Here is a 12,271-nt window from a genome sequence, read left to right as displayed (position 1 = left end):
TGCGCGACGACCTCGTCCACGAGCTCCGCACCGCCGGTTTCGACCGCGTCCGCGTGCGGGTGGCCCTCGAGCCCGCCTGGACGACCGGCTGGATCACTCCCGAAGGACGCGAAGCGCTCGCCGACGCCGGGATCTCGCCACCCGGCGCAGCGCCTCGCGGCGACGGTCCGGTCGCACTCCAGCTGAGGCCGACCCGTCGCTCGGTGACCTGTCCGCGCTGCGGCTCGGCCGAGGTGGACCTCACCTCGGAGTTCGGATCCACCGCCTGCAAGGCGATGTACCGATGCCGCGACTGCCTCGAGCCGTTCGACCACGTGAAGGAGATCTGAGGTGACCGTCACCGAGACCCCGCTGACCCCGGAGCCGACCGCACGCGGGGCGTTCCACACCCTCACGGTCACCGACGTGCAGCCGCTCACCGACGACTCCGCGGCCGTGAGCTTCGGCGTACCCGCCGAGCTGGCCGAGGCGTACGACTTCGCCGCCGGGCAGTCCTTGACGCTGCGTCGCACCATCGACGGCGTCGAGCACCGTCGCACCTACTCGATCTGCTCCGCCGCGGGCACCGCGCCGCGTATCGGTGTCCGGGTGATCCCGGACGGGCTCTTCTCCCGCTGGCTGGTTCATGACGTACGTCCCGGCGACCGGATCGAGGTGCAGCCGCCGAGCGGCAGCTTCCGTGCCGACGCGGGTGCGGGTGGACGTCACCTGTGCATCGCCGCCGGGTCGGGCATCACACCGATGCTCTCGATCGCCGCCACCGTGCTGAGCAACCCCGACGCCCACGTCACGCTCCTCTACGGCAACCGGACGACGAACTCGGTGATGTTCGCCGAGGAGCTCGCAGACCTCAAGGACGCCCACGGCCACCAGCTCGACCTGATCCACGTGCTCTCCCGGGAGCCACGCGACGTCGAGCTCTTCACCGGCCGCCTCGACGGCGACCGGCTGCGACGGCTGCTCACCGTGCTCGTCCCGGTCGACGGCATGGATCACGTGTGGCTCTGCGGCCCCTTCGGGATGCTCGCCGAGGCGCGCGAGGTGCTCGCCGAGCTCGGCGTCCCGAGCGAGCGGGTCCACTTCGAGCTCTTCTACGTCGACGAGCCGCCGCCGGAGCTGCGTCACGCCGACCGGGTCACCGAGGGCGTCACGAGCGAGGTGACGGTCGTGCTCGACGGCCGCTCGACCACGACCTCGATGCCGCGGGACAAGTCGATCCTCGACGCAGCTCAGCAGGTCCGCACCGACCTCCCCTTCGCCTGCAAGGGCGGGGTCTGCGGCACCTGCCGGGCGCGGGTCTGCGACGGCGAGGTCGACATGGTCCGCAACTACGCCCTCGAGGACAGCGAGGTCGCCGACAACTTCATCCTCACCTGCCAGAGCTTCGCCGTCAGCGACGAGGTCACCGTCGACTTCGACGCCTGAGCATCGACCGACGTACATCCAGGAGAACCATGCCCGACGCCCTCGCCGGAGTCATCACCCGGACAGACCGGTACGCCGGTGCCCTCGCGCGGGAGCGCCCGTGAGCACCGGAGGGGCGGCGGCCACCGACCCCGTGCTGGTCGAGGAGCGCGAGGACCATGTCGTCCTCCGTCTCAACCGGCCCGAGGTCCGCAACGCCATCGATCTGGCGACCGTCGAGGCGCTCCACGACGCCTGTGGCCGCCTGGAGAAGGACCCGACGGTCGCGATCATCACCGGCTCGGACGGCACCTTCGCCGCCGGCGCCGACATCGCCCAGCTTCGCGACCGGCGCCGCGAGCACGCGCTGGCCGGCATCAACTCCGCCGTCTTCGACCGCATCCACCGTCTCCCGATGCCCGTCATCGCCCTCGTCGACGGCCACGCCCTCGGTGGCGGTGCCGAGCTCGCCTATGCCTGCGACTTCCGGATCGGCACCCCGTCCACGAGGATCGGCAATCCCGAGCCGGGCCTCGGGATCCTGGCCGCCGCCGGCGCCGCCTGGCGTCTCCGCGAGCTGGTGGGGGAGCCGCTGGCGAAGGAGGTCCTGCTGGCGGGCCGCGTGCTCTCCGCCGAGGAAGCCCTCGCCGTCCGGCTGCTCAACCAGGTGGTGCCGGCCGATGAGCTCGAGGAGGCCGGTCAGCGGCTCGCCGCGCGCATCACCGCCCAGGCGCCGTTGGCCGTACGTCTCACCAAGTCCGCCTTCCACGCACCCCGCGACGCCCACCCGCTGATCGACAACGTGGCCCAGGCGGTGCTCTTCGAGACCGAGGACAAGCACGAGCGGATGACGGCGTTCCTCGAGCGCCGGAAGGAGAAGCGATGACGGGCATCGAAGGCTCGCTCCCCGAGACGGTCGGCGTGTACGGCGGCGGGCGGATGGGCGGCGGCATCGCGCATGCCTTCGCCGTGGCCGGTGCCGAGGTCGTCGTCATCGAGACCGACGACTCCTCCGCGGCCGCAGCGCGGGACCGCATCGACGCGACGCTGGCCAAGGCCGTCGGCAAGGGCGCGACCGTGCTCGGCTCCTTCGAGGTCGTGACCGACCCCGACGCGCTCGCTTCCTGCGCGCTGGTCATCGAGGCCGTCCCTGAGCTGATCGACCTCAAGCACCAGGTGCTGGCCCGGATCGCCCGGGCCTCCCCGCAAGCTGCCATCGGCAGCAACACCAGCTCGCTCTCGATCGATGAGCTCGCGGGCGGCGTACCTGACCCGGGTCGGGTGATCGGCCTCCACTTCTTCAACCCGGTGCCGGTCAGCGACCTGGTCGAGATCGTCGTCGGGCCCCGCACCACCCCGGAGCTGGTCACCCGTGCCCAGGGCTGGGTCGCCGCGCTCGGCAAGACTGCGGTCACCGTCACCGACTCGCCCGGTTTCGCCAGCAGCCGCCTCGGCGTCGCCATCGCGCTCGAGGCGATGCGCATGCTCGAAGAAGGTGTCGCGACCGCCGCGGACATCGACACGGCGATGACCCTCGGCTACCGCCACCCCCTGGGTCCGCTCAAGACCACCGACATCGTCGGTCTGGACGTACGCCTCGCCATCGCCGAGCACCTCGAACGCGAGCTCGGACCGCGGTTCGCGCCACCCCAGGTGCTGCGCGACAAGGTGGCCGCCGGTGATCTCGGGCGCAAGAGCGGGCAGGGGTTCTACCCGTGGTGAGCCTGGAACCGGCCGCGCTGGCCGAGGCGTGTGCCGAGACGATGTGCGAGTCGGACGGCGCCAGTCGCGCGCTCGGGATGGTCATCGAGGACGTCGGTCCGGGGACCGCCCGACTGTCGATGAAGATCAGGCCCGACATGGTCAACGGCCACGGCATCTGTCACGGCGGCCTGCTCGCCACCCTCGCCGACAGTGCCTTCGCGTTCGCCTGCAACACGCACGGCACCGTGACCGTCGCTGCCGGTTTCGAGGTCACCTTCCTCGAGCCGGCCCGGCTCGGGGAGATCCTCGTCGCCGACGCCCGAGAGGTCGCGCTGCGCGGCAGATCGGGAATCTATGACGTGACCGTCCGACAGGGTGGGAACGTGATAGCGGAGTTCCGCGGGCGAAGTCGCTCGCTCGGCCGACCCATCCTGGAGGAGAGAAGATGACCGAACAGCCCGTTCTCGTCGACCGAACCGAAGCGGTCGCGACCATCACCCTCAACGACCCCGACCGCCGCAACGCGCTCACCCGCGCGTCCAAGGAGGCGCTCCGGGACGCCGTCGCCGATGTCGCCCGCGACCAGGACGTACGTGCCGTCGTGCTGACCGGGGCCGGGAAGTCGTTCTGCGTCGGCCAGGACCTCGGCGAGCACTCCGAGGGCCTCGTCGACGGTGCCGCCGCGGCTTTCGCGACCGTACGCGAGCACTACTCGCCCGTCGTACGCGATCTGCTGACCATGCCGAAGCCCGTCATCGCCGCCGTCGGCGGCGCCTGTGTGGGCGCGGGTCTCGGCTTCGCGCTGGCCTGCGACCACCGGGTCTTCGCCGCCGGGGCCAAGCTCGGCACCGCCTTCAGCGGGATCGGGCTGACCTTCGACTCCGGCCTCTCCTTCACCCTGCCCCGCGCCGTCGGTGACGCCCGCGCCAAGGAGCTCATCCTCCTCGGGCAGACGTTCACCGCCGAGCAGGCGATCGCCTGGGGCATCTCCGGGGAGACCGCCGAGGTCGCGGACGTTCTGGACCGCTCGCTGGCTCTCGCCCGCCAGCTGGCCGATGGCCCCACCGTCGCCTTCGGCGAGAGCAAGCGACTCCTGCTCGCGGGCGTGGACCTCGACGCCGCCCTTGAGGCCGAGGCGCAGGCACAGACCAGATGCGGTGCCACCACGGATCACACCGGCGCCGTGGCTGCGTTCCTCGGCCGGGAGACGCCTGTGTTCAAGGGCGCCTGAGCCCGGGGCTCTCGTCGCACCTCCTGCGGGTCAGGGGGTCTCGGCCGGGTCCGGGGCACTCTCTCGTGACGGGGCTTCCTCGCCCTCGATCGGACGCCGCGACCAGTAGCTCGCCAGGGTCGATCCGGACACGTTGTGCCAGACCGAGAACATCGCGGCCGGCAGCGCGGCGGCGGGCGAGAAGTGGACGGTGGCGAGGGCGGCGGCGAGCCCGGAGTTCTGCATGCCCACCTCGATGCTGATGGCGCGCCGGCTCGAGATCGGCATGCCGCAGGCCCGCCCGACCGCATACCCCAGCGCCAGGCCGGCGACGTTGTGCAGGACCACGGCGAGCACGACCAGGAGGCCGACGGAGAGCAGGGTGGACGCGCTGCCGGCGACGACGGCCAGCACGACACCGGTGATGCCGGCGACCGAGATCAGCGGAAGCACGTCGACGACGCGCTCGATCAGACGCGGCAGCAGCAGCCGGAGCACCAGGCCGAGCAGGACCGGGACGAGCACGATCTTCACGATCGAGATGAACAGGTCGCTCGCGGCGACGGGCAGGTCCTCGCCGATCAGCCCGAGCACGAGGAGAGGCGTCAGGACGGGCGCGAGCAGCGTCGAGACCGACGTCATCGCCACCGACAGGGCCGTGTCGCCCCGGGCGAGGAACACCATGACGTTGGACGCGGTGCCGCCGGGTGCACAGCCCACCAGGATCATGCCCGCGGTGAGCACCGCGGAGAGGCCGAGTGCCTGCGCGATGCCCCAGCCGAGCAACGGCATGACGGTGAACTGGGCGGCGACGCCCAGCAGAAGAGCCCACGGTCGCCGGCCGATGATCGCGAAGTCGACAGGCCGCAGCGTCATGCCCATCCCGAGCATGATGATCTGCAGCAGCAGCGGCACCTGTGCCGCCCACCCGTCGAAGGTGCTGGGGGTGGCCAGCGCGATGGCACCCGCGGCCAGGACGATCAGGGCGAACCATCGGCCCACGAAGGCGCTGGCCTGTCGAACTGCGTTCATGCTCTTCCTTCCACAACGGACACTGATGTCTTCGAGGCCCCTGAGGGCCAGTGAGCGCTGGCATGCGCGAGCGCCGGCTTCTCCAGCACCGCCACCAGCCGCTCGAACAGAGCCGTCGCGGCCGGTGCGCTCCAGTCCGGGGCGAGCACCTCATGAGGCAGGCCGGGGTCACGGAACGGCAGCTTGCGCCACTGGCTGACCAGACCGAGGTAGGTGGCGAAGGCGTCCTGGCCCGAGGGCGTGTCCTTCTCGAGCCGGGTGGCGCGGTCGCCGTACGCCGCGATGAAGTCACGGTAGCTCTGGTCGATCGCCGCGAGGTCCCAGCTGTTGTAGACCAGCCCGGTCAGGTCCTGGGTGCCCTGGTAGCCACCGACGAAGATCGCTGCGTACGACTCGAGCCCGAGCTCGCTCACTGCCCGTTCGGCTGCCTCCCGCATCCGAGCGGGCGCGATCCACAGCGCCGTCCCGACGTTGCCGAAGCCGAGGTGGGACAGGTGCGCCCGCAGCTGGTGCCGCTTGGCCCGCAGCGACTCGGGCACGCCGAAGTGCACGATGCACCAGCCGTCGGCCAGATCGGCGGGCTTGCGGGCGTGCCAGATCACCTCGTCGCCGGCGGCGAGGGTGGTGACCGCAGTCGGGGTGAGACCGTATCCGCGGATGCCGTCGCGCGTCTGCGAGGTGAGCCAGCCGTTGCGTTTGAGGCGGTGGACGGCGGTGCGTACGGATGGCGCGTCCAGCCCGACCTCGGCGAGCAGGTCGACGGCGCCGGCGATCGGCATCCAGTCCCCGAGCGGGCGCACAACGGCACCGAGGAACGTCACCACGGTGGTGCGCGACCGCTGGTTCTGCTGCGTTGTCGGTGCACCCTCCGCCTTCGTCACCTGCGGCATTCTGCCGGATCCCTCAGGGGTGCCACCGTGGGCGGCCGAGCGTCGAGACCAGGTCGTCGGGACTCGTCGCCGGCCACGTCTTCGATCATGCCGGCACGCTGCCGGCGGGTCTCCATCTCAGGTGCACCCGGTCGTTCTCGCCCTCCCGGAGCAGCTGCAGCCGGGGCGGGATCTTGTCGCTGCGCGACGTCGGCGGCTTGCGCTGCCCGGCCGCCCAGTGCACCGGCCAGTCCGCCGCCTCGCCGTGATAGTCCTGCTCGGCCGCCGCGTGCAGCGTCCAGCTGGGGTCGAACAGGTGGGTGCGGCCGAGCGCGCAGATGTCGGCGCGCCCCGCGAGCAGGATCGAGTTGACGTCGTCGTAGGAGGAGATGGCGCCGACCGCGATCACCTTCGCCCCCGCGGGTTCGGCGACCAGGTGTCTGATCTTGTCGGCGAACGGGGTCTGGTAGGAGCGTCCGAAAGCGGGCTTCTCGTCCTTGCTCACCTGGCCGGAGGAGACGTCGACGGCGGCGGCGCCGTGCTCGACGAACGCGCGGGCGATCTCCACGGCGTCGTCGTCGGTGTTGCCGTCGGGCATCCAGTCGGTGGCGGAGATCCGTACCGTGACCGGGAGATGCGCCGGCACCGCGCCGCGGACGGCGTCGAAGACCTCCAGCGGGAACCGGAGCCGGTTGGCCAGCGGGCCGCCGTACTCGTCGAGGCGGTGGTTGGCGACAGGGGAGAGGAACGAGCTGAGCAGATAGCCGTGCGCCGCGTGCACCTCGATCAGGTCGAACCCTGCGTCGACGGCTCGCTGCGCGGCCGTGACGAAGTCGGCGACCACCGTGTTCAGGTCGGTGCGGGTGGCCTCTCGTGGGACGTGGCAGCCGTCGCCGTAGGGCAGCGCGGAGGGACCGATGACCTCCCAGTTGCCGTCATCGAGCGGCTCGTCCATGCCGTCCCACATCAGCTTCGTCGAGCCCTTGCGGCCCGAGTGCCCCAGCTGCATGCCGATCTTGGCGGTGGAGCGACCGTGCACGAAGTCGGCGACGCGGCGCCAGCTGTCGCGCTGCTCGTCGGTCCAGATGCCCGGGCAGCCGAGCGTGATCCGGCCTTCGGGAGACACACAGGTCATCTCGGTCATCACCAGGCCGGCGCCGCCGAGTGCCTTGGAACCGAGATGGACGAGATGGAACTCGTCGGGGACACCGTCGGTCGCGGCGTACATGTCCATCGGCGAGAGCATGACCCTGTTCTTCAGCTCCAGCTCACCGATGCGGACCGGCTGGAACATCGCGGGCCGCACCTCGCCGGCACCCTGGTGGCGCGCGAACTCCGCCTCCATCAGGGCCGCGAAGCCGGGGTCGCGCTCCCCGAGGTTCTCGAAGGTGATCCGGCGCGAACGGGTCAGCAGGTTGAAGACGAGCTGCGCGGGCTCCTGGTCGGCGTACATGCCGATGTTCTCGAACCACTCCAGCGACGCCTGGGCCGCACGCTGGGTCGACTCCACGACCGGCTTCCGCTCGGTCTGGTACGCCTCGAGCGCCTCCTCGAGCGAGGTGTGCTCGTGGAGGCAGGCCGCGAGCGCGAGCGCGTCCTCCATCGCCAGCTTGGTGCCCGATCCGATCGAGAAGTGCGCGGTGTGGGCGGCGTCGCCGAGGAGCACGACGTTGCCGTCGTACCAGTGCTCGTTGCGTACGGTCGCGAAGTTGATCCACCGGGAGTTGTTGGTCAGGATCGCGTGCCCGCCGAGCTCGTCGGCGAAGATCTCGGCGATCCGGTCGACGGCGTGCTCGTCGGAGGTGCCGGGTGGAAGGACCTGGCTCTCGGTGCTGTCCAGACCCGCGCGACGCCACACGTCCTCGTGCATCTCCACGATGAACGTCGAGCCCCGGTCGGAGAACGGGTAGCCGTGGATCTGCATCGTGCCCCACCGCGTCTGCTTGACGAAGAACTGGAACGCCTCGAAGACCAGATCGGTGCCGAACCAGATGTATCTGTTCTTCCGGCGGTCCAGGCTGGGCCCGAACCTGTCGGCGTACTTCGTGCGGATGGTCGAGCTGACCCCGTCCGCGGCGAGCACCAGGTCGTACGACGCCCGGAGCTCGTCGGGGTCGGGGGCCTCGGTCCGGAAGTGGACGGTGACACCCAGGTCGGCGACGCGCTCCTGCAGGATCTGCAGCAGCTCCTTGCGCGACATCGCGGCGAAGCCCTGCCCGCCGATCGTGAACGAGTGGCCCTGACCGTTCCGATCGGAGAGGGTGACGTCGATGTCGGTCCAGCGGGCGAACCGCTCCTCCATCCGGTCGTGCACGACCTGGTCGGCGCCCTCGATGCCGCCGAGGGTCTCGTCGGAGAAGACGACGCCGAAGCCGAACGTGTCATCGGGGGCGTTGCGCTCCCAGACCGTGATCTCGTGGCCGGGGTCCAGGGTCTTCATCAGGGTCGCGAAGTAGAGGCCGCCGGGGCCGCCGCCGACGATCGCGATCCTCATGTGCGGCCCTCCGACTCGACGATCTGGCGCAGCTTGAAGTGCTGCAGCTTTCCGCTGGTGTTGCGCGGAAGGGCGTCGATGAAGCGGACGTCGCGTGGGTACTTGTAGGGAGCCAGCCGGCTCTTGACGTGCTGTTGGATCTCCTCGGCCTTGGCGGCGTCGCCGTCGACGCCCTCATGGAGCACGACGAAGGCGCAGACGATGGCGCCGCGGTCCGGGTCGGGCCCGCCGACAACGCCCGCCTCGACCACATCTGGATGGGTGCCGAGGATCTCCTCGACCTCCGGTCCGGCGATGTTGTAGCCCGAGGACACGATCATGTTGTCGGTGCGCGAGCGATACCAGAAGTAGCCGTCCTCGTCGCGGAGGAAGGTGTCCCCGGTGACGTTCCAGCCGTTCACGACGTAGCCGAGCTGGCGCTCGTCGTCCAGGTAGCGACAGCCGACCGGACCGATCACCGCGAGCCGTCCCTCGACGCCCGGGCCGACCTCGTTGCCCTCGGCATCCAGGATGGCGGCGCGATAGCCGGGCACGGGCCGGCCGATGGCTCCGGGACGGATGTCGTCGCCGTCCGCGGAGATGAAGATGTGCAGCATCTCGGTGGCGCCGATGCCGTCGATGACCCGCAGCTCGAGCTCGCGCTCGAGCTCCTCCCAGGTCGTCCGCGCCATGTGCTCGCCCGCGGTGACCGCGACCCGCAGCCCCTTGAGCTGCCCGATCTTCCCGGATTTGAGGATCTGCTTGTACGCCGTCGGCGCGGTCGCCAGCGCGGTGACGCCGTGCTCGGCGACCAGGTCGGCGAGCTCGACCGGCGACGCCGCCTCGGTGAGCAGGGCGCAGGCCCCCGCCCTGAGCGCGAAGACGACCAGCATGCCGAGCCCGAACGTGAACGCGAACGGCGCCGTGCACGCGACCACGTCGGTCGGCTCCAACCGCAGCGTCGTACGTCCGAAGGTGTTGTCGATCGACAGGATGTCGCGATGGAAGTGGGTGGTGACCTTCGGGACGCCGGTCGTGCCCGAGGTCGGGCCGAAGAGCGCGACATCGTCGGCCGCTGTGTCGACCGCGGCGAAGTCGCTGGGTTTGGTCGGGACCCGTCGGGTCAGGTCGTCCTCCGTGTCGCCGCCGTATGGCACGACGATGAGGTCTGGGGCCACGGCATCCCTGACCGCGTGGACGTTTTCGACGAACCGGTGGTCGACGAGGGCGACCACCGGTTGGGTCTTCTCCACGATCGGCGCCAGCTCGGTCGCCCGGAGCGCGGCCATCGTGGTCACCACGATGCCGCCGGCCTTGAGCACCCCGAGCCACGCCGCGACGGTCCACGGGTTGTTCGGTGAGCGCAGGAGCACCCGGTTGCCGCTGACGAGCCCGAGGTCGTCGACCAGCACGTGGGCGATCTGGTTCGCGCGGGCGAGCAGCTCGCCGTACGTCCATACCGTGCCGTCGGGGGTGCGGAGGGCGGCGCGGTCGGGTCCGTGGGTCGCGACGGTCGCGTCGATCAGCTCGGCCGCGGCGTTGAGGCGCTCGGGGTACTCCAGAAGAGGCGTGGTGAACTCCAGCGTCGGCCACTGCTCGGCCGGCGGCAGGTGGTCGCGGGCGAAGGTGTCGCGGTAGCCGGTCGGGCTCAGGACGTTCATGACGAGGCTCCTGTCGCGCGGATCATGCCTTCTTGGACGACGGTCGCGACGAGCGCGCCGTCGGTGGTGAAGAAGCGACCGAGGCCGGTGCCGCGGCCGTCCTCGACCGAGACCGCCTCCTGTGCGTAGAGCAGCCAGTCATCCATCTCGACGGGCCGGTGGAACCACATCGCGTGGTCGAGGCTGGCGGTCACCAGACCCTCATCTGCCCAGGCCAGGCCGAGCACCCGCAGGGCCGGCTCCAGGATGGTGTAGTCGCAGACATAGGCGAGGGCCGCGGTGTCGCGCTGCCCGCCGGTCAGGCCCTCGACGGGGCGCAGGGCGTCGTACGGCTTCACCCAGATCGCCTGGTGGGGTGATCGTTCGCCCTCGACGCTCAGGTAGACCGGCCCCGGCACGTGCCGCATGTCGAAGCTGCGGCCGCCGGACCAGTACGCCTTGGAGGTCTCGGTCATGGTGCCGCCGGTGCGGTCGGCGAGGTAGTCGGCGGAGGTCGGCAGCGTCTCCGGCCCGGGGATGTCGGCCGGCATCATCGCCTGGAATCTGCCGCTCGGCTCGCCGGCGGCGAAGCTCGCCATGCACACGTAGACGGGCTTGTTGTTCTGGAAGCCGCGGACCTGTCGGGTGCTGTAGCCACGACCGTCGCGAAGCACCTCGACCTCGTAACGTACCTCCGCCCCGATGTCGACGGGCCGCATGAAGTAGGAGTGCATCGAGTGCATCGACTTCCCGTCGGTGACGCTTCGCGCGGCGGCCACCAACGCCTGGGCCACCATGTCGCCGCCGTACGCCTTCGGCCAGGGGCACGGCTGGGTGGTCGCGGTGAACGCGAGGTCGAAGACCTCGGCCCCGCACTCCGTGAGCGTGATGGCGTCGGTGAAGACCGCGCTCGTCGCCTGGGCCGAGACCGGGGTCATGGCCGCTCCGTCCAGTCGCGCAGGTCGGCGTCGTCGACCTGGGGGAGGTTGACCACGATGTTCTCCGGGGTTCGGGTGGTCATCCAGGTCAGCGGGTTGTTGCGGTCGAGGTTGCACTCGACGTGCGGCATGAACGGGGGTACGAAGACCCAGTCGCCCTCGGACATGTCGAGGTAGTCCTCGAACCTCTCACCGAAGTAGATCCGGGCACGGCCCGACAGCACGTAGCCGCCGGTCTCCGCCTCGCCGTGGTGATGTGGCACCGAGCGATAGCCGGCGAGGTTGTGCACCTTGCCGAACCAGAGTCTGGTCGCCGGTGTGTGCTGGATGCTGATGCCGCTGACCCGGGTGGCGCCTTCGCTCTGCCCGGTCAGGTCGGGCTCGGCGCCGGCGCGGGTGACGACCGGGACGACGAGGCCGCTCTCGTTGGCGTACGTGGTGTTGTCGCCGTCGATGACGTGGTTGCTGTTCGGATCCATGGCGGTCCTGTCTGGCCCTTGTCGGGGTGGGGCCGACGTTGCGTGTTTCATTTTCTGCACGAACGTTGTGCCTGTGTCAATAGATGCCCTACCGTCGGGACATGGACACGGACCTCACGCCGACTCCGGTGAACCCGGCGACACTGCCAGCGCCGCGGGGCTACTCGCACGGCACGCTGAGCGGCAACACGCTCCATCTCGGTGGCCAGACCGCGCTGGACGAGAACATGCGGATCGTCCCCGGCGGCATCGTCGAGCAGTTCCGGCAGGCGTTCGGCAACGTACTGACCACGCTGCGGGAGGCGGGCGGAGTCCCCGAGGACCTGGTGTCGATCACCATCTACCTGACCGACATCCCGGACTACCAGGCGCACGGCAAGGAGATCGGTGCGGTCTGGCGCGACCTGGCCGGTCCGGTCTACCCGGCGATGGCGGGGATCGGCACCACGGCGCTGTGGCAGCCCGAGGCGATGATCGAGATCCTCGGCGTCGCCGTCATTCCCGACGAGCGGCTGGCGCGGC

Annotated in this window: 13 protein-coding genes; 7 read left to right on the top strand and 6 right to left on the bottom strand. The window is 70.4% G+C overall.

Annotation, left to right across the window (positions count from 1 at the left end; translation table 11 throughout):
* The 6 genes from paaD to ACRDPS_RS12785 all read left to right on the top strand — a co-directional run.
* Positions 1-329 (top strand): 1,2-phenylacetyl-CoA epoxidase subunit PaaD (gene paaD / locus ACRDPS_RS12810; protein ID WP_431502025.1); only part of this gene is annotated, 329 nt, incomplete at its 5' end.
* Position 330: 1 nt separating this feature from the next.
* Positions 331-1,425 (top strand): 1,2-phenylacetyl-CoA epoxidase subunit PaaE, encoded by a 1,095-nt coding sequence (paaE, locus tag ACRDPS_RS12805; protein ID WP_431502024.1) that lies wholly within the window; start codon positions 331-333, stop codon positions 1,423-1,425.
* A gap of 100 nt (positions 1,426-1,525) precedes the next feature.
* Positions 1,526-2,290 carry an enoyl-CoA hydratase/isomerase family protein gene (locus ACRDPS_RS12800; protein ID WP_431502023.1) on the top strand — a complete coding sequence of 255 codons (765 nt, stop codon included), beginning with the start codon at positions 1,526-1,528 and terminating at the stop codon, positions 2,288-2,290.
* The gene (locus ACRDPS_RS12795; RefSeq protein ID WP_431502022.1) at positions 2,287-3,126 is read left to right on the top strand and encodes a 3-hydroxyacyl-CoA dehydrogenase family protein; all 840 of its coding nucleotides are present in this window, start codon (positions 2,287-2,289) and stop codon (positions 3,124-3,126) included. The genes ACRDPS_RS12800 and ACRDPS_RS12795 overlap by 4 nt, the downstream gene beginning before the upstream one ends.
* The gene (gene paaI / locus ACRDPS_RS12790; protein WP_431502021.1) at positions 3,120-3,557 is read left to right on the top strand and encodes a hydroxyphenylacetyl-CoA thioesterase PaaI; all 438 of its coding nucleotides are present in this window, start codon (positions 3,120-3,122) and stop codon (positions 3,555-3,557) included. The genes ACRDPS_RS12795 and paaI overlap by 7 nt, the downstream gene beginning before the upstream one ends.
* On the top strand, positions 3,554-4,339 hold the full coding sequence (locus tag ACRDPS_RS12785) for an enoyl-CoA hydratase/isomerase family protein (protein WP_431502020.1): 786 nt from the start codon (positions 3,554-3,556) through the stop codon (positions 4,337-4,339). The genes paaI and ACRDPS_RS12785 overlap by 4 nt, the downstream gene beginning before the upstream one ends.
* Positions 4,340-4,369: 30 nt before the next feature.
* On the opposite strand, the gene ACRDPS_RS12780 is transcribed toward ACRDPS_RS12785, so the two are convergent.
* The 6 genes from ACRDPS_RS12780 to ACRDPS_RS12755 all read right to left on the bottom strand — a co-directional run bounded on the left by ACRDPS_RS12780 (position 4,370) and on the right by ACRDPS_RS12755 (position 11,749).
* Complete coding sequence (locus ACRDPS_RS12780; protein ID WP_431502019.1) at positions 4,370-5,350, bottom strand: bile acid:sodium symporter family protein; 981 nt, start codon at positions 5,348-5,350, stop codon at positions 4,370-4,372.
* Entirely contained in the window at positions 5,347-6,231 is an 885-nt protein-coding gene (locus ACRDPS_RS12775) for a PaaX family transcriptional regulator (RefSeq protein WP_431502018.1), read from the bottom strand. Before ACRDPS_RS12775 ends, ACRDPS_RS12780 begins: the two co-directional genes overlap by 4 nt.
* Positions 6,232-6,325: 94 nt before the next feature.
* Positions 6,326-8,713 carry a bifunctional salicylyl-CoA 5-hydroxylase/oxidoreductase gene (locus ACRDPS_RS12770; protein ID WP_431502017.1) on the bottom strand — a complete coding sequence of 796 codons (2,388 nt, stop codon included), beginning with the start codon at positions 8,711-8,713 and terminating at the stop codon, positions 6,326-6,328.
* Positions 8,710-10,353, bottom strand: a complete 1,644-nt coding sequence (locus ACRDPS_RS12765; RefSeq protein ID WP_431502016.1) for an AMP-binding protein — start codon at positions 10,351-10,353, stop codon at positions 8,710-8,712. The genes ACRDPS_RS12770 and ACRDPS_RS12765 overlap by 4 nt, the downstream gene beginning before the upstream one ends.
* Complete coding sequence (locus tag ACRDPS_RS12760; protein WP_431502015.1) at positions 10,350-11,270, bottom strand: acyl-CoA thioesterase; 921 nt, start codon at positions 11,268-11,270, stop codon at positions 10,350-10,352. The genes ACRDPS_RS12765 and ACRDPS_RS12760 overlap by 4 nt, the downstream gene beginning before the upstream one ends.
* Positions 11,267-11,749 (bottom strand): cupin domain-containing protein, encoded by a 483-nt coding sequence (locus tag ACRDPS_RS12755; protein ID WP_431502014.1) that lies wholly within the window; start codon positions 11,747-11,749, stop codon positions 11,267-11,269. The genes ACRDPS_RS12760 and ACRDPS_RS12755 overlap by 4 nt, the downstream gene beginning before the upstream one ends.
* Before the next feature lie 101 nt (positions 11,750-11,850).
* Here ACRDPS_RS12755 and ACRDPS_RS12750 point away from each other — a divergent pair.
* Positions 11,851-12,271, top strand: a 421-nt coding sequence (locus tag ACRDPS_RS12750) for a RidA family protein (protein WP_431502013.1), incomplete at its 3' end; no start/stop codon positions are given.

Source organism: Nocardioides sp., assembly GCF_050699375.1.
Lineage (GTDB): Bacteria > Actinomycetota > Actinomycetes > Propionibacteriales > Nocardioidaceae > Nocardioides.
This window is presented reverse-complemented; position numbering and strand designations above follow the sequence as displayed.